Source organism: Burkholderia sp. MSMB1459WGS (assembly GCF_001534535.1).
Classification (GTDB): domain Bacteria; phylum Pseudomonadota; class Gammaproteobacteria; order Burkholderiales; family Burkholderiaceae; genus Burkholderia.
In genome coordinates this window covers 259,603-282,090 of sequence record NZ_LPMU01000061.1, presented here as the reverse complement: position 1 = coordinate 282,090, position 22,488 = coordinate 259,603, and the positions used below count along the sequence as shown (strand labels likewise).

The 22,488-nt window shown below is 67.6% G+C and carries 24 protein-coding genes and 1 pseudogene; 16 read left to right on the top strand and 9 right to left on the bottom strand.

What is annotated here, in order from left to right; genetic code table 11:
- The first annotated feature begins 51 nt into the window (after positions 1-51).
- The 3 genes from rsxB to WT97_RS24130 all read left to right on the top strand — a co-directional run bounded on the left by rsxB (position 52) and on the right by WT97_RS24130 (position 2,535).
- On the top strand, positions 52-945 hold the full coding sequence (rsxB, locus tag WT97_RS24140) for an electron transport complex subunit RsxB (RefSeq protein WP_373558404.1): 894 nt from the start codon (positions 52-54) through the stop codon (positions 943-945).
- The gene (gene nth, locus WT97_RS24135) at positions 942-1,586 is read left to right on the top strand and encodes an endonuclease III (RefSeq protein WP_059795968.1); all 645 of its coding nucleotides are present in this window, start codon (positions 942-944) and stop codon (positions 1,584-1,586) included. Before rsxB ends, nth begins: the two co-directional genes overlap by 4 nt.
- Positions 1,587-2,067: 481 nt before the next feature.
- Positions 2,068-2,535, top strand: coding sequence for a DUF1841 family protein (locus WT97_RS24130; RefSeq protein WP_373557106.1), 468 nt, complete (start codon positions 2,068-2,070; stop codon positions 2,533-2,535).
- A 101-nt stretch (positions 2,536-2,636) separates the two neighbouring features.
- Here the strand turns inward: WT97_RS24130 and WT97_RS24125 are convergent, their stop codons facing one another.
- Together WT97_RS24125 and WT97_RS24120 are read right to left on the bottom strand one after the other, a co-directional pair.
- A complete protein-coding gene (locus WT97_RS24125) occupies positions 2,637-2,996 on the bottom strand; it encodes a cytochrome c (protein WP_006490657.1) in 360 nt (119 codons plus the stop codon).
- A gap of 40 nt (positions 2,997-3,036) precedes the next feature.
- Complete coding sequence (locus WT97_RS24120) at positions 3,037-3,396, bottom strand: cytochrome c (protein WP_006478192.1); 360 nt, start codon at positions 3,394-3,396, stop codon at positions 3,037-3,039.
- Between the two features lie 245 nt (positions 3,397-3,641).
- Between WT97_RS24120 and WT97_RS24115 the strand changes: the two genes are divergently transcribed.
- From WT97_RS24115 to WT97_RS24095, 5 genes are all read left to right on the top strand, one after another.
- Complete coding sequence (locus WT97_RS24115) at positions 3,642-4,484, top strand: MoxR family ATPase (RefSeq protein ID WP_059499181.1); 843 nt, start codon at positions 3,642-3,644, stop codon at positions 4,482-4,484.
- Between the two features lie 27 nt (positions 4,485-4,511).
- Positions 4,512-5,687, top strand: a complete 1,176-nt coding sequence (locus WT97_RS24110; RefSeq protein WP_059781264.1) for a VWA domain-containing protein — start codon at positions 4,512-4,514, stop codon at positions 5,685-5,687.
- 55 nt (positions 5,688-5,742) lie between these two features.
- Positions 5,743-6,954 carry a benzoate/H(+) symporter BenE family transporter gene (locus WT97_RS24105; protein ID WP_060354553.1) on the top strand — a complete coding sequence of 404 codons (1,212 nt, stop codon included), beginning with the start codon at positions 5,743-5,745 and terminating at the stop codon, positions 6,952-6,954.
- Positions 6,955-7,122: 168 nt separating this feature from the next.
- The gene (gene tal / locus WT97_RS24100; protein ID WP_059499273.1) at positions 7,123-8,076 is read left to right on the top strand and encodes a transaldolase; all 954 of its coding nucleotides are present in this window, start codon (positions 7,123-7,125) and stop codon (positions 8,074-8,076) included.
- A gap of 241 nt (positions 8,077-8,317) precedes the next feature.
- On the top strand, positions 8,318-8,773 hold the full coding sequence (locus tag WT97_RS24095; protein WP_060354552.1) for a VOC family protein: 456 nt from the start codon (positions 8,318-8,320) through the stop codon (positions 8,771-8,773).
- Between the two features lie 92 nt (positions 8,774-8,865).
- Here the strand turns inward: WT97_RS24095 and mctP are convergent, their stop codons facing one another.
- The 3 genes from mctP to WT97_RS24080 all read right to left on the bottom strand — a co-directional run bounded on the left by mctP (position 8,866) and on the right by WT97_RS24080 (position 11,772).
- A complete protein-coding gene (mctP, locus tag WT97_RS24090) occupies positions 8,866-10,416 on the bottom strand; it encodes a monocarboxylate uptake permease MctP (RefSeq protein ID WP_060354551.1) in 1,551 nt (516 codons plus the stop codon).
- Positions 10,413-10,655: a DUF3311 domain-containing protein gene (locus WT97_RS24085; RefSeq protein WP_060354550.1), complete on the bottom strand. Its 243-nt coding sequence runs from the start codon at positions 10,653-10,655 to the stop codon at positions 10,413-10,415. Before WT97_RS24085 ends, mctP begins: the two co-directional genes overlap by 4 nt.
- A gap of 199 nt (positions 10,656-10,854) precedes the next feature.
- Positions 10,855-11,772 (bottom strand): hypothetical protein, encoded by a 918-nt coding sequence (locus tag WT97_RS24080; RefSeq protein WP_060354549.1) that lies wholly within the window; start codon positions 11,770-11,772, stop codon positions 10,855-10,857.
- Between the two features lie 146 nt (positions 11,773-11,918).
- Here WT97_RS24080 and WT97_RS24075 point away from each other — a divergent pair, with 146 nt between their 5' ends.
- The 3 genes and pseudogenes from WT97_RS24075 (at position 11,919) to WT97_RS24065 (ending at position 13,148) form a co-directional block, all read left to right on the top strand.
- The gene (locus tag WT97_RS24075; protein WP_060354548.1) at positions 11,919-12,179 is read left to right on the top strand and encodes a hypothetical protein; all 261 of its coding nucleotides are present in this window, start codon (positions 11,919-11,921) and stop codon (positions 12,177-12,179) included.
- Positions 12,180-12,526: 347 nt separating this feature from the next.
- Positions 12,527-12,828: pseudogene (locus WT97_RS24070) on the top strand (type II toxin-antitoxin system RelE/ParE family toxin).
- Positions 12,825-13,148 carry a helix-turn-helix domain-containing protein gene (locus WT97_RS24065; protein ID WP_060354547.1) on the top strand — a complete coding sequence of 108 codons (324 nt, stop codon included), beginning with the start codon at positions 12,825-12,827 and terminating at the stop codon, positions 13,146-13,148. The pseudogene WT97_RS24070 and the gene WT97_RS24065 overlap by 4 nt, the downstream one beginning before the upstream one ends.
- Before the next feature lie 64 nt (positions 13,149-13,212).
- Here the strand turns inward: WT97_RS24065 and WT97_RS24060 are convergent, their stop codons facing one another.
- The 4 genes from WT97_RS24060 to WT97_RS24045 form a co-directional block, all read right to left on the bottom strand.
- The gene (locus WT97_RS24060) at positions 13,213-13,689 is read right to left on the bottom strand and encodes a DNA-deoxyinosine glycosylase (RefSeq protein WP_059499173.1); all 477 of its coding nucleotides are present in this window, start codon (positions 13,687-13,689) and stop codon (positions 13,213-13,215) included.
- Entirely contained in the window at positions 13,689-14,300 is a 612-nt protein-coding gene (locus tag WT97_RS24055) for a chorismate lyase (RefSeq protein ID WP_060354588.1), read from the bottom strand. Before WT97_RS24055 ends, WT97_RS24060 begins: the two co-directional genes overlap by 1 nt.
- A gap of 8 nt (positions 14,301-14,308) precedes the next feature.
- A complete protein-coding gene (htpG, locus tag WT97_RS24050) occupies positions 14,309-16,207 on the bottom strand; it encodes a molecular chaperone HtpG (protein ID WP_060354546.1) in 1,899 nt (632 codons plus the stop codon).
- Positions 16,208-16,365: 158 nt separating this feature from the next.
- A complete protein-coding gene (locus WT97_RS24045) occupies positions 16,366-17,826 on the bottom strand; it encodes a PLP-dependent aminotransferase family protein (protein ID WP_059795958.1) in 1,461 nt (486 codons plus the stop codon).
- A gap of 229 nt (positions 17,827-18,055) precedes the next feature.
- Between WT97_RS24045 and WT97_RS24040 the strand changes: the two genes are divergently transcribed.
- From WT97_RS24040 to WT97_RS24020, 5 genes are all read left to right on the top strand, one after another.
- Complete coding sequence (locus WT97_RS24040) at positions 18,056-18,748, top strand: VOC family protein (RefSeq protein WP_060354545.1); 693 nt, start codon at positions 18,056-18,058, stop codon at positions 18,746-18,748.
- A 47-nt stretch (positions 18,749-18,795) separates the two neighbouring features.
- Complete coding sequence (locus tag WT97_RS24035; protein WP_059499169.1) at positions 18,796-19,704, top strand: DMT family transporter; 909 nt, start codon at positions 18,796-18,798, stop codon at positions 19,702-19,704.
- Positions 19,705-19,869: 165 nt separating this feature from the next.
- Positions 19,870-21,051, top strand: coding sequence for a PLP-dependent aminotransferase family protein (locus WT97_RS24030; RefSeq protein WP_059795953.1), 1,182 nt, complete (start codon positions 19,870-19,872; stop codon positions 21,049-21,051).
- A 43-nt stretch (positions 21,052-21,094) separates the two neighbouring features.
- The gene (locus WT97_RS24025) at positions 21,095-21,553 is read left to right on the top strand and encodes a RidA family protein (protein ID WP_006478174.1); all 459 of its coding nucleotides are present in this window, start codon (positions 21,095-21,097) and stop codon (positions 21,551-21,553) included.
- Positions 21,554-21,566: 13 nt separating this feature from the next.
- The gene (locus WT97_RS24020; protein ID WP_060036818.1) at positions 21,567-22,451 is read left to right on the top strand and encodes a PhzF family phenazine biosynthesis protein; all 885 of its coding nucleotides are present in this window, start codon (positions 21,567-21,569) and stop codon (positions 22,449-22,451) included.
- The last annotated feature ends 37 nt before the right edge of the window (positions 22,452-22,488 follow it).

Here is a 22,488-nt window from a genome sequence, read left to right as displayed (position 1 = left end):
CGCGCCCGACGCGGCCGAGAGCCATTCGGCGCCGTTGCGCCCGTTGTCACCGTGACCGACTCCAAAACACTCGCGGATCGCATCGAAGATCTGCTTCCCCAGACGCAATGCACGAAGTGCGGCTATAACGGCTGCCGTCCGTACGCCGAGGCGATCGCCGCCGGCGACGCGAACTACAACCAGTGCCCACCCGGCGGCGCCGAAGGCATCGCGCGTCTCGCGAACCTGCTCGGCAAGCCGGTGATTCCGCTGAATCCCGTCAACGGCAGCGAACATCCGCGCGCGATCGCGTTCATCGACGAAAACCTGTGCATCGGCTGCACGCTGTGCATGCAGGCGTGTCCGGTCGATGCGATCGTCGGCGCACCGAAGCAGATGCACACGATCGTCGCGTCGCTGTGCACGGGCTGCGACCTGTGCGTGCCGCCGTGCCCGGTCGACTGCATCGCGATGCTGCCGGTGACCGGCGATCGCACGGGCTGGGATGCGTGGTCGCAGGAACAGGCCGACGCCGCACGCGAACGCCACGACCTGCGGCTCGCGCGTCAGCGCCGCGAGCGCGAGGCTGCCGAAGCGCGCGCCGCCGCCCGCCGCGCGGCCAGTGCGGCAAAGCCGGCCGCAGGCCCCGCTGCGGCGCAGCCGGATGCGCCGGCCGCCGACGACGCCGAAGCGAAGAAACGCGCGATCATCGCCGCCGCGCTCGAACGCGCACGCAAGAAGAAGGAAGAACTGTCCGGGCAAGGCGCCGGGCCGAAGAACACCGAAGGCGTGAGCGCGGCCGTCCAGGCGCAGATCGACGCGGCCGAGGCCCGCCGCAAGCGACTCGCCGAGCAGCAGGCGCAGCGCGACGCCGAAGCGGCATCGGGCGGCCACGACCACGACAACGACACAGATGGCGACGATCCGGACGGCCCGTCCGCGCCGCCCGACCAGAACGCTCCATGAACGCCAGCAAACGACGCGCGATCTACGAAACGCTGCAGAGCCTCAATCCGCATCCGACCACCGAACTCGAATACTCGACGCCGTTCGAACTGCTGATCGCCGTGATGCTGTCCGCGCAGGCGACCGACGTGTCGGTCAACAAGGCGATGCGGAAAATGTTTCCGGTCGCGAATACCCCGCGACAAATCGTCGCGCTTGGCGAGGAAGGCGTCACCGAATACATCAAGACGATCGGCCTCTATCGCACCAAGGCGAAGAACGTGGTCGCGACGTGCCGGATCCTGCTCGAGCGCTACGGCGGCGAGGTGCCGGCCGATCGCGAAGCGCTCGAAGGCCTGCCGGGCGTCGGCCGCAAGACCGCGAACGTCGTGCTGAACACCGCGTTCGGCCAGCCGACGATCGCGGTCGACACGCATATCTTCCGCGTCGCGAATCGCACCGGGCTCGCGCCGGGCAAGGACGTGCGGGCCGTCGAGGCCGCGCTCGAAAAGTTCACGCCGAAGGAATTCCTGCAGGACGCGCATCACTGGCTGATCCTGCACGGGCGCTACGTGTGCAAGGCGCGGCGGCCCGAATGCTGGCACTGCGCGATCGAACCGCTGTGCGAGTTCCGGCCGAAGACGCCGCCGCCCGACGAATAAGCGCCGCGCCGCATGGGCGAGCGCCGCACGCGCCGTCGCGACGCCCGCTCCTCCCCTTCCCGGTCACGCGGTGGAGGTCGCCGTCGCGTCGACGCCGGCCGCATACGCGTAAGGGCCGACGATCGCCATCGCGCCGAACGCGGCGGCAGACAATGCGACGTTGAGCGCGCCCTGCAGGGCGGCGGACGAAGGACGGAGGGCGGAGGGCGGAGGGCGGAGGACGGAGGACGGAGGACGGAGGACGGAGGACGGAGGGCGGAGGGCGGAGGGCGAAAGGCGAACGACGTCGGTCATGATGAAACGAGCTACCCAGGCGCCGTGACGGAACCGTCGGCGTGTAGCGGCGCGGCGGCGGCGAGCCTGGCCCGCGCTTGCCCGTTGCGCAGCGGGCGGCCGCAACGCCCCGCGTCGCCTGCGTCCAGCCGCCCCGCGGCGGCCACCAGCGCCGTCCGCCGCTCCGGCGTACAATGCGCGACGCGGCATGACGCCGCCCGAATCACGACGTTTCCCCACCATGTTCAATCCAAGCCGCGACGACGTGCGTCGCTTTTTCACCGAGACCTGGCGCAAGCAGCGCGCGGGCGAAATCCTGACGCCGCTGGAAGCGATCGCAGCCGACTGGATCGTCGAGCATCCCGAATACCACGACGAGTTGGCCGACGCCGACGGCGCGACCGCGCGCGACTACACGCCCGAAGAAGGCCGCACGAACCCGTTCCTGCACCTGTCGATGCACCTCGCGATCAGCGAGCAGTTGTCGATCGACCAGCCGCCCGGCATCCGCGCCGCGCACGACAAGCTGGCCGCGAAGCTCGACTCGACCCACGACGCGCAGCACGCGATCATGGAATGCCTCGGCGAGACGATCTGGGAAGCGCAGCGCACGAACACGCCGCCCGATACCGACGCGTACCTGCAGCGCATCCTGCGCCGCGCGTCGCGCGACTGAGCGCGCGGCCCGGCACGTCGACCTGCGCCGGGCCGCGGACAAAAAAATACCCCGCCGAGGCGGGGCATTCTTGCTGCACGAGCCCGTGAGGCCCGTCGCGCTTACTTCTTGAACACGAGGTCGGTTTCCTTCAGCGACTCGATGTAGGACGCGATGTCCTTCATGTCGCTGACCGACAGGTTCTGCACCTGCGCCTGCATGATCGCGTTGTTGCGGCCGAGCAGCGGGTTCGTCAGCCCCATCTGGTACTGGCGCATCGCCCACACGAGGTAGTCGGCGTGCTGGCCGGCGAGGCGCGGGTACTCCGCGTTGATCGGCTTGTTCAGTTGCGCGCCGTGGCAGGCCGCGCAGTTGTGCGATTCGACCAGTTCCTTGCCCTTCGAGATGTCCGCGGCGTGCGCGGTACCGATCGCGAGGCCGGCCGCCAGTGCCACCGCCGCCGTCTTGAATGCGTTGTTCATGAATGCTCCTGTCCCGCCGGGGAGATCGGCGGCGCGCGCTTTACTTGTAGGGGTTGTCCTTCGTGTCGGCCTTCTGGGCGGCGTAGTACGCCGACAGATCCGCGATGTCCTGGTCGGTCAGCGAACCGGCGATCGCATTCATCGACGGGAAGTGACGATCCTTCTTGCGGTAGGCCTTCAGCGCGTTCTCGAGGTATTGCTGGTTCTGGCCGCCGAGGACAGGCACCCGGTAGACCTCCGGATACGCCGCGCGGTAGTCCTGGATGCCGTGGCAACCGATGCACATGGCGGCCTTGCTCGCCCCGTCCTTCGGGTTGCCGACCACACCGGCCGCCTGCGCGCTGCCCGCGAGCGCCACGAGCGCTGCGACAACGACGTGTTTGCCGACGAATTTGTTCATAGCTCTTGTAACCTAGCTTGAGGGGAAACTGGCGCCTAAGCGGCAACGGCCCGCGCCGTTTTGCTTATCGGATCGCCACGCAGGCCAAAAAAAACGGCCAGATTGTACCGCGTCGGCGGGGAACGCGTCCATAAGGCGCCCCGGTCCGCCCCGCCACAGCCCCGCTACGATACGCGGGCGCGGCTCAACCGCACAGCCCTTCTGACTTATACTGGGTTTTTTTCCCGAGAAAGAAGAGCGCCGCCATGCGTTTCGAAGGGTCCTCGCACTACGTCGCCACCGACGATCTGAAGCTCGCGGTCAATGCCGCGCTGACGCTGCAACGCCCGCTGCTGATCAAGGGCGAGCCCGGCACCGGCAAGACCATGCTCGCCGAGGAAGTGGCCGCCGCGCTCGACATGCCGCTGCTGCAGTGGCACATCAAGTCGACCACCAAGGCGCAGCAGGGCCTGTACGAATACGACGCGGTGTCGCGGCTGCGCGACTCGCAGCTCGGCGACGAGCGCGTGAAGGACATCGCGAACTACATCGTCAAGGGCGTGCTGTGGCAGGCGTTCGACGCCGAGCGCCCGAGCGTGCTGCTGATCGACGAGATCGACAAGGCCGACATCGAATTCCCGAACGACCTGCTGCGCGAGCTCGACCGGATGGAGTTCCACGTGTACGAGACGCGCGAGACGGTCCGCGCGAAGCACCGCCCGCTCGTCATCATCACGTCGAACAACGAGAAGGAGCTGCCCGACGCGTTCCTGCGCCGCTGCTTCTTCCACTACATCCAGTTTCCGGACCCGTCGACGATGCAGAAGATCGTCGCGGTGCACTTCCCCGACATCCGCGAGGAGCTGCTGCGCGCGGCGCTCGAGAGTTTCTTCGAATTGCGCGGCGTGTCGGGCCTGAAAAAGAAGCCGTCGACGTCCGAACTGCTCGACTGGCTGAAGCTGCTGCTCGCCGAGAACATCCCGGCCGACGCGCTGCGCGGCGCGGACGCGAAACAGATCGTGCCGCCGCTCGCGGGTGCGCTGCTGAAGAACGAGCAGGATTTGAGCCTGCTCGAACGGCTCGTCTACATGAACCGGCACAACCGGTAATCCTCCCTCACCCGCGAAGGCCCGGCCATGCTGCTCAATTTCTTCTACGCGCTGCGCGCAGCCAAGCTGCCCGTCTCGGTGAAGGAATACCTGACGCTGCTCGAATCGCTGAAGGCCGGGCTGATCTCGCCGTCGATCGACGCGTTCTACTTCCTCGCGCGGATGACACTCGTCAAGGACGAGCAGTACTTCGACAAGTTCGACCAGGCGTTCGGTGCGTATTTCCACGGCGTGTCCGCGCTGCCGTCCGAGGCGTTCGACATCCCGCTCGACTGGCTCGAGAAGCGCCTCGAGCGCGAGCTGTCGCCGGAGGAAAAGGCCCAGATCGAAGCGCTGGGCGGGCTCGACAAGCTGATGGAGCGCTTGAAGGCGCTGCTCGACGAGCAGAAGGAGCGCCACGAAGGCGGCAACAAATGGATCGGCACCGGCGGCACGTCGCCGTTCGGGCACGGCGGCTACAACCCGGAAGGCGTGCGCATCGGCGGCCCGTCGAACGGCAACCGCACGGCGGTGAAGGTGTGGGAAGCGCGCGCCTATCGCGACTACGACGATTCGGTCGAGATCGGCACGCGCAACATCAAGGTCGCGCTGCGGCGGCTGCGCCGCTTCGCGCGCGAAGGCGCGGCCGAGGAACTCGACCTGCCCGGCACGATCCGCAGCACGGCCGCGAACGCGGGCTGGCTCGACCTGCGGATGGTGCCCGAGCGCCACAACAACGTGAAGGTGCTGATGCTGCTCGACGTCGGCGGCTCGATGGACGACCACATCAAGCGCACCGAAGAGCTGTTCTCGGCCGCGAAGGCCGAATTCAAGCACCTCGAATTCTTCTACTTCCACAACTGCGTGTACGACCACCTGTGGAAGAACAACCGCCGCCGCCACTCGGAACGCACCGCGACGTGGGACGTGCTGCACAAGTTCACGCCCGACTACAAGCTGATCTTCGTCGGCGACGCGACGATGAGCCCGTACGAAGTGCTGCAGCCCGGCGGCTCGGTCGAATACAACAACCCGGAAGCCGGCGCCGTGTGGCTGCGCCGCCTCGCCGATCAGTTCCCCCATCATGCATGGCTGAACCCCGAGCCGGAGCGGCTATGGGAGTACCGGCAGTCGATCGCGATCATTCGCGACGTGCTCGGCCAGCGCATGTATCCGCTTACGCTCGCAGGCCTCGAAACCGCGATGCGCGCACTCAGCAAGTAACGACACCCACCCGCAGATACACAGGCCGCGTCCGAGCGGCCGCCCCGGAGAAAGCATGAACCCTTCGTCCACCGCGAGCGCCGGCCGCGCCGGCGGCCGCCGCTTTTTCGCCGATACGTCCGTGTCCGCGCTCGTCGCCGGCTTCGTCGCGATGATGACCGGCTACACGAGCTCGCTCGTACTGATGTTCCAGGCCGGCCGCGCCGCCCACCTCACCGATGCGCAGATCTCGTCGTGGATCTGGGCGCTGTCGATCGGCATGGCGGTGACGACGATCGGCCTGTCGCTGCGCTTTCGCGCGCCCGTCGTCGTCGCATGGTCGACGCCCGGCGCCGCGCTGCTGATCGCGTCGCTGCCCGGCGTGCCGTACCCCGAGGCGATCGGCGCGTTCGTCGTATGCGCGCTGCTGCTGACGGCCGTCGGCGTGAGCGGGCTGTTCGACACGTTGATGAAGCGCATCCCGGCCGGCATCGCGGCCGCGCTGCTCGCGGGCATCCTGTTCGAGATCGGCATCGAGATCTTCCACGCCGCGCAGTTCCAGACCGCGCTCGTGCTCGCGATGTTCTTCACCTACCTGATCGTCAAGCGGCTCGCGCCGCGCTATGCGATCGTCACGACGCTGCTCGTCGGCACCGCGGTGGCCGGCGGCCTCGGGCTGCTCGATTTCAGCCGCTTCCACATCGCGCTCGCGCAGCCCGTGTTCACGATGCCCGCGTTCTCGATCGCGTCGATCGTCAGCATCGGCATTCCGCTGTTCGTCGTCGCGATGGCGTCGCAGAACGTGCCGGGCATCGCGGTGTTGCGCGCGGACGGCTATCCGACGCCGTCGTCGCCGCTGATCGCGACGACCGGCCTCGCGTCGCTGCTGCTCGCGCCGTTCGGTTCGCACGGCGTGAATCTCGCGGCGATCACGGCCGCGATCTGTACCGGCCCCGAAGCGCACGAGGATCATGCGAAGCGCTACACGGCCGCCGTGTGGTGCGGCACGTTCTACCTGGTCGCCGGCATCTTCGGCGCGACGATCGCCGCGCTGTTCGCGGCGCTGCCGAAGGCGCTCGTCGTGTCGGTCGCGGCGCTCGCGCTGTTCGGCTCGATCATGAGCGGGCTCGCGAACGCGATGCAGGACGTGAAGCAGCGCGAAGCGGCGCTCGTCACGTTCATGGTGACCGCGTCGGGCCTCACGCTGCTGTCGATCGGCTCGGCGTTCTGGGGGCTCGTCGCGGGCGTCGTCACGCAGGTGATCCTGAACGCGCGGCGCCCCGCGTGACGCGGCTCGCCGCCCGCCGCGGCGCGCGCCCGGCACGCCAAAACGTGCCCGACACGAATCGGGCCTAAAATGATGGATCGGAAGCGGCGCCCGGCGCCGCTTCGCTTCGCCGCCGCGCTCGCGCGGCCCGTGAGAACCCGGCGCCCCGCGCTCTTCTTCCGAATCGCCATGACTACCGCACTCGACCAGCTGAAGCAGTACACGACCGTCGTCGCCGACACGGGCGACTTCCAGCAGCTTGCGCAATACAAGCCGCAGGACGCGACCACGAACCCGTCGCTGATCCTGAAGGCCGTCCAGAAGGACGCGTACAAGCCGATCCTCGAGAAAACCGTCCGCGATCATCGCAACGAAAGCACCGATTTCATCATCGACCGCCTGCTGATCGCATTCGGCACCGAAATCCTGAAGCTGATCCCCGGCCGCGTGTCGACCGAGGTCGACGCGCGCCTGTCGTTCGACACGCAGCGCTCGATCGACAAGGGCCGCGAGCTCGTCAAGCTGTACGAAGCCGCCGGCGTCGGCCGCGAGCGCATCCTGATCAAGCTCGCGTCGACGTGGGAAGGCATCCGCGCAGCCGAGGTGCTGCAGAAGGAAGGGATCAAGTGCAACATGACCCTGCTTTTCTCGCTCGTGCAGGCCGCCGCGTGCGCGGAAGCCGGCGCGCAACTGATCTCGCCGTTCGTCGGCCGCATCTACGACTGGTACAAGAAGCAGGCCGGCGCGGAATGGAACGAAGCGCGCGACGGCGGCGCGAACGATCCGGGCGTGCAATCGGTGCGCCGCATCTACACGTACTACAAGACGTTCGGCTACAAGACCGAAGTGATGGGCGCGAGCTTCCGCACGACGAGCCAGATCATCGAGCTCGCCGGCTGCGACCTGCTGACGATCAGTCCCGACTTGCTGCAGAAGCTGCACGAGAGCAACGAGACGGTCGCACGCAAGCTGTCCCCGGAAACGCTGCAGGACAAGCCGGCCGAGCGCGTCGCGATCGACGAAGCATCGTTCCGCTTCCAGCTGAACGACGAAGCGATGGCGACCGAAAAGCTCGCCGAAGGCATCCGCGTATTCGCCGCCGACGCGGTGAAGCTCGAGAAGCTGATCGACGCGCTGCGCTGAGCCGCGCCGCGCGTCAGCGGCTGTCAGCAAGACTGACAACAGCCGTCAGTACGTGCGCTGCAACGGCCGCGAACGCGATGTTCGCGGCCGTTTTTATTTTTCATTCCATCGTCAAGCGCGCGCACTACAATCCACGTCACGGGTGCGACGGCCGCCTCCCGATGCGCCCTTTCCCCAGTCAATCTTGCACGACGCCAAGCCAGCGCCGACGCGCCGGCACGGCTCATCCCAGGAGACAACGATGCAAGTTCAACCGTACCTGACGTTCTACGGCCGTGCCGACGAAGCCCTTCAGTTCTACGAAAAAGCACTCGGCGCAAAGACCGTGTTCAAGATGCACTTCAAGGACGCACCGCCGAATTCCGATTACCCGATGCCGCCGGAAATGAGCGACAAGGTGATGCATGCGAGCTTCACGATCGGCGACTCGATGATCATGTGCTCGGACGGCGATTGCAGCCAGCCGACCGGCGCCGCGCACGCCGGCTATTCGCTGTCGCTGAACCCGGCGACCGTCGACGAAGGCCAGAAGCTGTTCAATGCGCTCGCCGACGGCGGCGAAGTGACGATGCCGTTCGGCAAGACGTTCTGGGCGCTCGGCTTCGGGATGGCGAAGGATCGTTTCGGCGTGCACTGGATGGTCAACGTCGAGGATCCGTCGCAGCGCGAGGATCTCGCGAAACGCGCGCAGGGCTGACGCAAAGGAAACGCCCGCCACCTCGCGGTGGCGGGCGTTTTCGCTCCTGAGCAAAGCGTCGTGCGCGGCACACGGCCGCGCACGACGCCGTCTCAACCCTCGACGACGTCGAGATAATCCTCCGGCCGCGTGCGATCCTCCGCATGCGCCATGCCCATCGCGCGCACCAGCACGCTCACCGCCACCGACACCACCAGGTTCACGATCAGCGACCACACGGCCGCATAGCCGGGGATCGCGAGGCCGAACAGGTGGATCGTGAAGATCGAACTGGCCAGCTTCAGCGAGATCGCCATCCATGTGCCGCAGACGATGCCGGCCGCCCAGCCGGCCAGCAAGCCGCGATGGTCGAGCACGCGCGTGTACAGGCCGAGCACGATCGCCGGCAGCGTCTGGATGATCCAGATCCCGCCGAGCAGCTGCAACTGGATCGCGTAGGTCAGCGGCAACCCGAGGATGAACGCCACCGCGCCGACCTTCACGATCAGCGAGACGAGCTTCGCGACGTGCGTCTCCTGGTCATGCGACATGTTGCGGTTGACGAACTCGCGATGGATGTTGCGCGTGTACAGGTTCGCGGCCGCGATCGACATGATCGCCGCCGGCACCAGCGCGCCGATGCCGATCGCCGCGAACGCGACGCCGACGAACCACGACGGGAAATACTCGAGGAACAGCGCGGGCACCGCGAAGTTCGGGCCGAACGCCTTGAAGTACGGCGCGTACTGCGGCATGTCCTTCACGCCGGAGGCGAGCGCCATGTAGCCGAGCAGCGCCAGCAGACCGAGCACGAACGAGTACGCGGGCAGCATCGCCATGTTGCGGCGGATCGAATTGCCCGACGACGACGACAGGATCGCCGTGACCGAGTGCGGATACAGGAACAGCGCGAGCGCCGAGCCGATCGCGAGCGTCGCATACGCGCTGTAGCCGTTCAGGCTCGTCGCGTCGGGTGCCTTCAGCAGCAGCTTCGCGGGCGGCACCGCGGAGAAGATGTGCCCGAAGCCGCCGAGCTTCGCGGGGATCACGATGATCGCGGCGGCGATCGTGACGTAGATCAGCACGTCCTTCACGATCGCGATCATCGCCGGCGCGCGCAGCCCCGACGTGTACGTGTACGCGGCCAGGATCGCGAACGCGATGATCAGCGGCAGATCGCCGACGAAGCCGGTCGTGTCGAAGCCGAGCGCTCCGATCACCACCTCGATGCCGACGAGCTGCAGCGCGATGTACGGCATCGTCGCGACGATGCCCGTCACCGCGATCGCCAGCGCGAGCATGCGGCTGCCGTAGCGTGCGTTGACGAAATCGGCAGCCGTCACGTAGCCGTGCCGCTTCGCGATGCTCCACAGCTTCGGGAACACGACGAACGCGAACGGATAGATCAGGATCGTGTACGGCAGCGCGAAGAAGCCCATCGCGCCGGCGCCGAACACGAGCGCGGGCACCGCGACGAACGTGTAGGCCGTGTAGAGATCGCCGCCGAGCAGGAACCACGTGACGATCGTGCCGAAGCGGCGGCCGCCGAGGCCCCATTCGTCGAGATGGGCAAGATCGCCGCGCCGCCAGTTCGCGGCCAGGAAGCCGATGATCGTGACGCCGATGAACAACAGGACGAAGACGAAGGTCGCGCCGAGATTCATTGCGCACCTCCTTGCGGGCCGCTCGCCTTCCATGCGTTCTTGGTCTTGAAATACACGAACGCGGTGATCACCGCGCTGATGAAGACCCACAGCAACTGGTACCAGTAGAAAAACGGAAAACCGAACCATTGCGGTTCGATCTTGCTGTACGACGGCACCCAGACCATCGCGATCAGCGGCAGTACCAGCAGCCAGAGCCAGCGCTTGGCGGCTCGGTTGGCGTCGACATCGTGAGCCATGACGTCTCCTCTTCTATCCCGGTTATCGATCTTGTTGAGCGGGTACGGCACCGAGAGGAGCGGCAAAACGGGTAGGCTGCGGCTCCCCTGGCTTCGCGCCAGTATAGGAGCCGCGAGCACGCGGTCAAGCAGGGGCGAACCCGAGGTGATCCGCCCCTTGTCGCGCGGTTGCACCGGCCTGCCGCCGATGCATCCGCCGTCAGATCGCGAACGCGGCGTCGCGTGCGCCCGTCGTTTCTTTCAAAGCTTTCACCCACTTGCGCGCGGGCAGCTTCAGCGTGTCCTCGATCAGCTTCGCGCGGGTGTCGAGCTGAGCGAACGACACCTCCAGCGCGGGGCCCGAGAACGCAATCGCGATCCGGTTGCCGTCGTGCACCTCGGGCAGCGCGATCACGCGGTGATCGAACGCCGCGTTCAGGTGTTTCATGTTGCGCACGAAGCTCGGATGATCGCCGAACAGGTTGATCGTCGCGATGCCGGCGTCGGCGAGGCAGCCGCGCACCGCGCGGTAGAACGCGACGCTGTCGAGCACGGGGCCGCGCGCGGTCGCGTCGTACAGGTCGATCTGAATCGCGCCGGTCGTGCCGCGGTTGGCCGGATCGTTGACGAAGTCCCAGGCGTCGGCTTCGTGCACGACGAGGCGCGCGTCGTCGGGCGGCAGCGCGAACATCGTGCGCGCGGCGACGATCACGGCCGGGTTCAGCTCGACGGCCTCGACCTTCGCGTGCGGCAGGAAACGATGCGCGAACTTGGTCAGCGCGCCGGTGCCGAGCCCGAGCTGGACGATCCGCTCGGGCGTTTCGAGGAACAGCAGCCACGCCATCATCTGCTGCGCGTATTCGAGCTCGATATGCAGCGGCTTCGAAATCCGCATCGCGCCCTGCACCCACTCGGTACCGAAGTGCAGGAAGCGCACGCCGCCTTCTTCGGAGAACGTAACGGGCGCGAAGCGCGGCTTGCGCGGCGCTTCGAGCACCGGCACGTCGTCGTGTTCGTCGATGTCCGGGCGGCGCTTCACGCGCGGCGGCTGGAGCTTTTCGGAGCCGTTGTAGGCGGACGGCTTGCGTTGCTTGAACGCGCGTGCCTCGGCGGACGCGCGCTTGATCAGTCGGGTCATGATGGTTGAATCTCGCTGGGTGACGCTGGATGAGCGGACGAGAGGATAGCATTGGCGGAAGACGGAGGCCGCGACGCGCATCCCGCCACGCGTGACGCCGGACCCCGTCGGCGCTACGCTGCGTTCGTGGATCCACAGGAGCGCGTATGACTTCGAACGACAAGAAGATCTGGTTCCCGGCGAAGCGCTACGGCTGGGGATGGGGATGGGGATTACCGGTAGCGTGGCAGGGCTGGGTCGTGCTGCTGCTGTTCGCGATCGGGATCGTCGCGAGCGCGTGGCTGGTGCCGCCGCAACGATCGCCGGTGGCGTACGGCGCGTGCATCGTGGTGCTGGTCGCGCTGCTGACGGCCGTGTGCTGGATCAAGGGCGAGAAGCCCCGCTGGCGATGGGGCAACGACGATTGAGCTTCGACGCGACACGCCAGCCCATGTGATCGCGGTTCGTCAGCAACGCCCTCCTTTCGTCATCGATACGTCGCGACAGCACTCTGTCAAACGGCTGAATTGTCTCGACTCTCCACGCGACGCAACACTGTGAAGCAGCGGCCTCCTGGCCGGAAGTTCACATCGCGTTTCCCGTCGGCGGCACTCGACAACCGGCCCTGCCCCCTCGGTGGCCGCCGCATGTCTGCCCCGCTCCTGGCACCGCATTTGAACGGCCACGCCGAATGCCTCGGCGGCCCTTCCATCTATACCCAAATAGGGATAAATTGATCCGCTGTACTGGCTCGGCGCGCAAGGATTTGATGGCGATGCCCGAAGCCGTGCAGGACACGTTCGGGTATGCGCTGTATCTGGCGCAGACGGGACGCAAGCACGATCGGGCCAAGCCCTTGAGGGATTCGGATCGGCAGGCGTGCTGGAGATCGTGGACTCCGAAGACAACGGCACGTACCGCGCGGTCTACACGGTGAAGCTGGGTAGCAGCGTCTACGTGCTGCACTGTTTCCAGAAGAAATCGTCGAGCGGCGTCGCGACACCCAGGCCGGACAGCGACCTCGTCCGCGAACGTCTGAAAGCGGCCGAAGCACACGCAACAGGAGAAAGGCGATGATCGCAATCGAACAGGGCAGCGGGAACGTCTACGCTGATCTGGGCATGCGCAATGCCGACGAAATGCGGGTGAAGGCCCAGCTCGCCGCGAAGATCGCGGAAATCATCAAGGCGCGCAAATGGACGCAGCAGCACGCGGCACGATTGCTCGGCATCCCTCAGCCGAAGCTGTCGAACATGTTGCGCGGTCAGTTTCGCGGCGTGAGCGAGACGAAGATGCTCGAATGTCTCGCCAAGCTCGGACGCGACGTGCAGATTGTCGTCGGGCCAGACCGGCGGTCGGAAGCCGCAGGACACATCGAAGTCGTTTTCGCCGCCTGACGGCGGCGTCGTTTCGATCGCACCGATGCGCTGGCCGCACATGCCGCCGGCAGCGCCCGGTCGATCAAAGCACGATGCGACGCCAGTGCTCGAGCTTCTGCTCGAACGACAGCATTGCATTCGCCGGGCTCGACGAAGGCAGCACGAGCGTCTCGTACCCGGCCTGGCCGATCACGTCGGCGAATCGCCCGGCCGTCTTGCCGTTGAAGCACACGCGCTTGAGCAACGGCGCATGCGCGCGCAGCGAATCGAAGTCGTTCGGCTTTGCATTCCTGATCGCGGAATCGAGACTGCCCTGGCGATGGCACGCATCCAGCACATCCCAGATGCCGATGCCGTGCGACAGCACGCGCTCGAGCCGCGCGTCGTACGGCAATTCGTGCAGCATCGGCTCGCCGAGCACCGCGCCGAGCAGCCGCCAGAACTGGTTGCGCGGATGCGCGTAGTACTGCGCGGCGTCGAGCGACGCCTCGCCCGGAAAGCTGCCGAGAATCATCGTGTGCGTATTCGCCGCGACGACGGGCGGAAAGCCCTGCAACATCACGCGCCTCCGTGCGGCCCGGCCGATCGCGGCCCGCCCGATTGCGGCCCGTCGCCGTACGCATCGAGATGGCGCCACAGCGCCGGCAGCATGCACTCGGTGACCATCAACGGCTTGCCGTGACGCTGGAACACCGAGCGCCGCGCGGCAAACGCATGCGGCGCGCGCGCGCCCTGCAATGCATGGCTCGCGAGCGCATACAACGGATGACCGGCGATCACGCGCCGGCTCACGAGCGCCGAGCGCTCGACCTGCGGATCGCTGTACAGCAGCTCCGCAAGCGGCCGCGTGCGCAGCCGCCGCATCGCCTGCCACACGCCCTTGCTGGCGGCGAGCGGCGCAATGCTGTGCGCGGCGACGTAAGGCGTGCCGTCGACCGACAAAATCACCTCGCGCACCCACATCGGCGCGCGCGGCGAACTGGCGAGCGCGTCCGGCTCGTCGAACCACGGCGAGCCGACGGCCTCGCGCGTCACGCGCACGTTCACGCGGCCGAGCCGCGCGAGGTGCGCGGTCAGCGATCCGCCGCGCGTCAGCCAGTCGCGCTGGTCGAGCGTGCAGCCAGGACGCGGCGTCTCGCGCCAGCCGGCCCGGGCGCCGTCGAATCGCATGCGCACGTTCACGCGGCGCGCGACAGCAGCAGCGCGTTGGTCCGCTTCACGAAGCTCGCCGGATCGTCGAGCATGCCGCCTTCGGCCAACAGCGCCTGATCGAACAGCAGATGGCACCAGTCGCCGAAATCGGCGCTGTCGGCCTTCAGCTGCTTCACGAGCGCGTGCTCGGGATTGATCTCGAGGATCGGCTGCATCGCCGGCGCATTCTGGCCGGCGGCCTTCAGCATCCGCTGCAGGTAGCCGCTCATGTCGTTGTCGTCCGCGACGAGGCACGACGGCGAATCGGTCAGGCGGAACGTGACGCGCACTTCCTTCACCTTGTCGCCGAGCGCTTCCTTCATCTTCTCGACGACCGGCTTGATCGCCTCGCCCGCCTGCTCCTGCGCCTTCTTCTCCTCGTCGTTCAGCTCGCCGAGGTCGAGATCGCCGCGGGCCACGCTCGCGAGCGGCTTGCCGTCGAATTCGTGCAGGAACGACAGCATCCATTCGTCGACGCGGTCGGTCAGCAGCAGCACCTCGACGCCCTTCTTGCGGAACACTTCCAGATGCGGGCTGTTCTTCGCGGCCTGCCACGTGTCGGCGGTCACGTAGTAGATCTTGCTCTGCTCCGGCTTCATGCGCGACACGTAGTCGGCGAGCGACACGTCCTGCGCGTCGGTGTCGCCGTGCGTCGACGCGAAGCGCAGCAGCTTCGCGATGCGCTCGCGGTTCGCGTGATCCTCGCCGACGCCTTCCTTCAGCACCTGGCCGAACGCGCTCCAGAACGTCTTGTACTTCTCCTTGCCGGCGTCGTCTTCCGCGTTCGCGAGCTCTTCGAGCATCGACAGCGCGCGCTTGGTCACGCCTTCGCGGATCGCCTTCACGTCGCGGCTTTCCTGCAGGATTTCACGCGAGACGTTCAGCGGCAGGTCGGCCGAATCGACGACGCCCTTCACGAAACGCAGATACTGCGGCAGCAGCTGCTCGGCGTCGTCCATGATGAACACGCGCTTCACGTACAGCTTCAGCCCGCCGCGGTAGTCGCGATTCCACAGGTCGAACGGCGCGCGCGCCGGCACGAACAGCAACTGCGTGTATTCGCTGCGGCCCTCGACGCGGTTGTGCGTCCACGTGAGCGGATCCTGGTGATCGTGCGCGATGTGCTGGTAGAACTGCGTGTACTGCTCGTCGGTGATTTCGCCCTTCGAACGCGTCCACAGCGCGCTCGCCTGGTTGACGGTCTCGTCCTCGTCCTTCAGGACCATCTCGCCCTTCTCCTGATCCCACTCTTCCTTGCGCATCAGGATCGGCAGCGCGATGTGGTCGGAGTACTTCTGGATGATCGATTTCAGGCGATGCGACGACAGCAGGTCGTCCTCGCCTTCGCGCAGGTGCAGCGTGATCGTCGTGCCGCGCTGCGCGCGCTCGATCGCGTCGATCGTGAAATCGCCCTCGCCGGCGCTTTCCCAGCGCACGGCTTCATTCGCCGGCAGGCCCGCGCGGCGCGTTTCGACGGTGATCTTGTCGGCGACGATGAAGCCCGAGTAGAAGCCCACGCCGAACTGGCCGATCAGCGCCGCGTCCTTCTGCTGGTCGCCGGACAGCTTCGTGAAGAACTCCTTGGTGCCCGAACGCGCGATCGTGCCGAGGTTCGCGATCGCCTCGTCGCGGCTCATGCCGATGCCGTTGTCGTCGATCGTGATCGTGCGCGCGGCCTTGTCGTAGCCGATGCGGATGCGCAGGTTCGGATCGTTCTCGTACAGCGCGTTGTCCGCGAGCCCTTCGAAACGCAGCTTGTCGGCTGCGTCGGACGCATTCGACACCAGTTCGCGCAGGAAGATTTCCTTGTTGCTGTAGAGCGAATGGATCATCAGGTGGAGGAGTTGCTTGACCTCTGCCTGAAAGCTCATCGTTTCGTGTGCCATGGATACTGTTTCCTCTTACTTGAACTGAAAAGGGGTGACGCCGGCGCCCGGCGCGCGATGCCGGCGGCCCCACGAAGGACGACCGCCGGGCGCCGGCGGTTTGCGCGCGTATCTGGGGACGGTGCGCGGCATTTCAAGAGCCGGCCCGCGGCGCCGCGTCACGACGCGCGCCGCACCGCCGAATCGATATAGCGCGCCAGCAGCCCCGGCAGCGCCGGATCGCCGCAGTTCGCGACGTTGAAGCGCATCCACGTGGACGGCGACTGCTGCGGCGAAAACAGGCTGCCCGGCGTCAGCAGGAAGCCGGCCTCGTGCGCGACCGCCGCGAGCGCGTCCGAATCGACGCCCGTGTCGGCCCACAGGAACATCCCGGCCGCCGGCATCGTGAAGAGCCCGAGCCCCGTGCGCTCGAGCATCCGGGCGGTCTTGTCGCGCACGCCGTCGAGCCGCGCGCGCAGCCGCTCGACATGGCGCCGGTAATGCCCTTCGGTCAGGATCTTGTACAGCACGCGCTCGTTGAGCTCGGGCGTCGTCATCCCGACCAGCATCTTCTGGTCGGTGACCGCCTTCGCGATCTCCGGCGCGCAGGCCACGTACCCGACCCGCAAGTTCGCCGCGAGCGTCTTCGAGTAGCTGCCGAGGTAGATGACCCGCTTCAACTGGTCGAGGCTCGCGAGGCGCGTGGCCGGATAGCTCGGCGGGCACAGGTCGCCGTACACGTCGTCCTCGACGACGAGGAAATCGTAGGCCTCCGCGAGCTTCAGGATCCGGAACGCCTGCGCGGCCGACAGCGACGTGCCGGTCGGGTTCTGCAGCACCGAATTGATCACGAGCATCTTCGGCCTCCACATCTGCACCAGGGTTTCGAGCGCATCGAGGTCGGGGCCGTCGGGCGTATACGGCATCCCGACGAGTTGCGCGCCCTGCGCCGCGAAACGGCCGAACATCTGGAACCAAGCGGGATCGCCGACGATCACCGCATCGCCCGGCCGCATGTAGATCCGCGAGATCAGGTCGATTGCCTGCGTGATACCGGAAACCAGCACGATCTGTTCGGGCTTCGCGCCGATCTCGACTTCGGCGAGGCGCGTCTGCAGTTGCTGGCGCAGCGGCAGGAAGCCCTGCGCGGTGCCGAAGCCGAGCATCTGTGCGCCCGACTGGCGCCCGAGCGCGCGCAGCGCGCCGGTGATCAGCTCGCCGTCGAGCCAGCGGCCCGGCAGGTAGCCGAGGCCCGGGCCCTTCTCCGGGCTGACGGTGTGCAGCATGTTGCGCAGCAGCCAGACGACGTCGATCGTGTTGTGCACGGGCGCGGCCTCGGCTACGCGCGCGGCGCCGTCGGCCGGCTGCGGGCCGGTGCCCGTGCGCTCGCGCACGTAGAAGCCGGAGCCGCGCCGCGAGTCGAGGTAGCCCTGCGCGACGAGGCGCTCGTAGGCCTCGACGACGGTGAAGCGCGACACGCTCTTGTCGAGCGCGAGCTTGCGGATCGACGGCATGCGCATGCCGGGACGGAACACGCGTTCGTCGATACGCCGCCGCGCCCACTGGACCAACTGGTCGACGAGCGTGAGCGTGGCCGTGTCGTGCGGCGCGGGAATCTGGGCGAGTGGGACGGTGGACATGGGCGGCGGCTCCAACTGTACCGAAGGCTATCGCGCCGATTGTACCGTTACTGTGCTGGTAGCGACGATTACAGTTGACCGGAATGGCGATCGTGCGGCCGCCGGTTCGGCCCCGCCGCACGTGGCGCCGCGCCTGCCGGCCCGCATCGCGGCCGGGCGCCGGCCGGTCCGGCCCCCGCCCGGCGCCTCGCCCGCTTACCATGACACTTACGCTTCCCGCCCGACGCTCATGCCAGCTCGCTCCCTGACACTCGACCACCTCGTGATTGCCGCGCGCACCCTCGACGAAGGCGTGCGCCATGTCGCCGATGCGCTCGGCATCGAACCGGCCGGCGGCGGCCGCCACCCGCTGATGCGGACCCACAATGCATTGTTCGGTGCGTGGGGCGGGCTTTACCTCGAAGTGATCGCGATCGACCCCGACGCGCCCGCGCCGGACGACGACGCAAAGCCGCCGCGCGCGCGGCTGTTCGGCCTCGACGATCCGGCGCTCCACGCGCGGCTCGCGCAGGGCCCGTTTCTCGCGCACTGGGTCGCGCGCGTCGACCGCCCGCGCCAGCTTGCGCTGTGGCAGCGCCAGTATCCGGCCCGTATCGCGCCCGTCGTCGCGATGCGACGCGGCGACCTGAGCTGGGGCCTCACGGTGCCCGACGACGGCAGCTTCCCCGCCTGGCAAGGCGCAGGCGACGGCCTCGTGCCGTCGCTGATCCAGTGGGACAGCCCGCGCCATCCGGCCGAATCGCTGCCCGGCGACGGCATCGCGCTGAAGGCACTCAAGGGCGCCCACCCGCGCGCGGATGCGATCCGCGAACAGCTCGACTGGCTCGGCGCCGCTCACCTGATCGACGTCGAATCGACCGACGGTCCGCCGGCGCTCGTCGCCGAATTCGACACGCCGCAGGGCCCGCGCACGCTGCGCTGAACGCCCACCCGATCGTAACCGCCCTGCAAGACGGAGACACCCTCGACATGAATTCGCGCGAAACCCGGGGCATGCTGCTCGGCCTCATCGGCGTGATGATTTTCAGCCTGACGCTGCCGATGACGCGGATCGTCGTATCCGAACTCAACCCGCTGCTCAACGGGCTCGGCCGCGCGCTCGCCGCCGCCGTGCCGGCCGGCCTGCTGCTGTGGTGGCGCCGCGAGCCGCTGCCGACGCGCACGCAACTGAAAAGCCTCGCGATCACGTCGGCCGGCGTGATCATCGCGTATCCGGTGTTCTCGGCCTGGGCGATGAAATCGGTGCCGGCATCGCACGGCGCGGTGGTCAACGGGTTGCAGCCGTTGTTCGTCGCGCTGTACGCGGCATGGCTGTCGCACGAACGGCCGTCGAAGGCGTTCTGGGCCAGCGCGGTGGCCGGCAGCGCGCTCGTGATCGCATTCGCGCTGCGCGACGGCGGCGGCGCAGTGCAGGCCGGCGACGCGCTGATGCTCGTCGCGGTCGGCATCGGCGCGCTCGGCTATGCGGAAGGCGCGCGGCTCGCGCGCCAGATCGGCGGCTGGCAGGTGATCTGCTGGGCGCTCGTCGTATCGGCGCCGTTCCTCGTGCTGCCGGTCGGCTGGCTCGCGTGGCTGCAGCACGCCGCGCATCCGGGCCCGCTCGCGCTGCGCACGTGGCTCGCGTTCGGCTACGTGACCCTTTTTTCGCAGTTCATCGGCTTTTTCGCGTGGTACGCGGGGCTCGCGATGGGCGGCACCGCGCGCGTGGGCCAGGTGCAACTGCTGCAGATTTTCTTCACGATCGCGTTTTCCGCACTGCTGTTCGGCGAAACGGTCACGTCGTCGACGTGGCTGTTCGCCGCCGCCGTGATCGCGACCGTGGTGCTCGGGCGCCGCTCGGCGGTCGCCACGGCGCCGCATCCCGCTCGCGCCGGCTGAACAGGTACGCCATAATGGCTGCTTTGCCTGATCGGTTTGCCAGACTGGCCGTGCCCACCCAGCCGCGAAGGCTCGATCGCGCTCGCGTTCGCCCACCCGGCGGCGTCGAAACGATCCGCCCGAGCGACCTTTCTTGACTGACCACGATACCCGAACGAGGAGACTATGAATCCGAGCGACCTGCATCCGCCGCACTGGCAGCTTTCCGAACGCGCCCGCAAGCTGACGAGCTCTGCGATCCGCGAGATCCTGAAGGTCACGGAGCGCCCCGAGGTCATCTCGTTCGCCGGCGGCCTGCCCGCCCCCGCGACGTTCCCGGCGGAACGCATGCGCGCCGCCGCCGACCGTGTGCTGCGCGACGCGCCGGCCGCCGCGCTCCAGTACAGCGCGACCGAAGGCTACCTGCCGCTGCGCGAGTGGATCGCCGAACGCTACAGCGTGCGCGTGTCGCAGGTGCTGATCACGACCGGCTCGCAGCAGGCGCTCGACCTGCTCGGCAAGGCGCTGGTCGACCCGGGCAGCCCGATCCTCGTCGAAACGCCGACCTACCTCGGCGCGCTGCAGTCGTTCTCGCTGTACGAGCCGCGCTACGTGCAGGTGCCCACCGACGAGCAGGGCCTGCTGCCGGAAGGCCTCACGCCTGAACTCACGCAAGGCGCGCGCCTGCTGTACGCGCAGCCGAACTTCCAGAACCCGACCGGCCGCCGCCTGCCCGTCGAGCGCCGCCGCGCGCTCGCCGCGTTCGCGCAGTCGAGCCCGTTTCCGGTGCTGGAGGACGATCCGTACGGCGCGCTGAACTACCGGGGCGAGCCGCTGCCGACGATGCTGTCGATGGCGCCCGATCACGTCGTGCACCTCGGCACGTTCTCGAAGGTGCTCGCGCCGGGCCTGCGGATCGGCTACATCATTGCGCCCGAAGAACTCCACTTCAAGCTCGTGCAGGCCAAGCAGGCCACCGACCTGCACACGCCGACGCTCACGCAGCGCATCGCGCACGAAGTGATCAAGGACGGCTTCCTCGACGAGCACATCCCGACGATCCGCGAGCTGTACAGCTCGCAGTGCGACGCGATGCTCGGCGCGCTCGCGCGCCACATGCCGGAAGGCGTCACGTGGAACCGTCCGGAAGGCGGGATGTTCATCTGGGTGAATCTGCCCGCGCAGATCGACAGCATGAAGCTGCTCGCCGCGGCCGTCGACAACCACGTCGCCTTCGTGCCGGGCGCGCCGTTCTTCGCGGAGAACGCGCAGCAGAACACGCTGCGTCTGTCGTTCGTGACGGTGCCGCCCGAGAAGATCGAGGAAGGCGTCGCGCGCCTCGGCAAGCTGCTGCGCGAGCGCCTCTGATCCCCTTTTTCCCTGTCACGACTCTCTACGAGGAATCGAACGCATGGCTAACGTCTACGACAAACTGAAGTCGCTCGGCATCGAGCTCCCGACCGCCGGCGCACCGGCCGCCGCCTACGTGATGAGCGCGCAAAGCGGCAACACCGTCTATCTGTCGGGCCATATCGCGAAGAAGGACGGCAAGGTCTGGGCCGGCAAGCTCGGTGCGGATCTGCAAACGGAAGACGGCAAGGCGGCCGCCCGCTCGATCGCGATCGATCTGCTCGCGACGCTGCACGCGCACACCGGCGACCTGAACAAGGTCACGCGCATCGTCAAGCTGATGAGCCTCGTCAATTCGACGCTCGACTTCACCGAACAGCACGTCGTGACGAATGGCGCATCGGAGCTGATCGCCGAAGTGTTCGGCGATGCGGGCAAGCATGCGCGCTCGGCGTTCGGCGTCGCGCAGATCCCGCTCGGCGCGTGCGTCGAAATCGAACTGATCGCCGAAGTCGCGTAACGGACGCACCGCGATGCCCGGCCGTCTCGTTCGCTTCAAGCAGGTCGACGTGTTCACGTCGGTGCCGTTCAAGGGCAATCCGCTTGCCGTGGTGTTCGACGCCGACGCGCTCGGCGACGACGCGATGCTCGAGATCGCCCGCTGGACGAACCTGTCGGAAACGACGTTCCTCTGCACGCCGACCGATCCGCAAGCCGACTATCGCGTGCGGATCTTCACGACGGGCGGCGAACTGCCGTTCGCCGGCCACCCGACGCTCGGCACCGCGCATGCGTTCCTGGAAAGCGGTGCGCGGCCGCGCACGCCGGGCCGGCTGATCCAGCAATGCGGGGTCGGCCGGGTCGCGCTGCGCGAGCAGGCCGGCGGCTGGGCATTCGCCGCGCCGCCGGCGCGCGTCACGCCGCTCGACCGTTCGGACTACCCGGCACTGGCCGCCGCGCTGCACAGCGACGCGCTCGACCTGGACGCCGAGCCGTGCGCGGTGGACAACGGCGCGCCGTGGCTGGTCGTGCGGCTGAAGTCGGCCGACGCGTGCATCGGCCTGTCGCCCGATCCGGCCGCGCTCGCGGCGCTTACGCACCGCTACGGCGTACACGGCGTGGCGGCCTACGCGCCGCACGCCGAAGGCGGCCCCGCGACGTTCGAGATCCGCTGCCTGATGACGGGAGGCCAGTTCGGCACCCCCGGCGAGGATCCCGTCACCGGCAGCGCGAACGCCGCGCTGGCCGGGCTGCTGACGCGGCAGGAACGCCGCCCCGGCCAGTCGTACACGGCCCGCCAGGGCACGGCGATCGGTCGCGACGGCCGCATCTTCGTCAGCTACGACGAAGACGGCACGACCTGGATCGGCGGCCACGTCGTCACGGTCGTCGACGGCACGTTCCGGTCGCCCGCCTGACATTTCGCGATGTGCGATGGCGCCGGCTCGTCCGGCG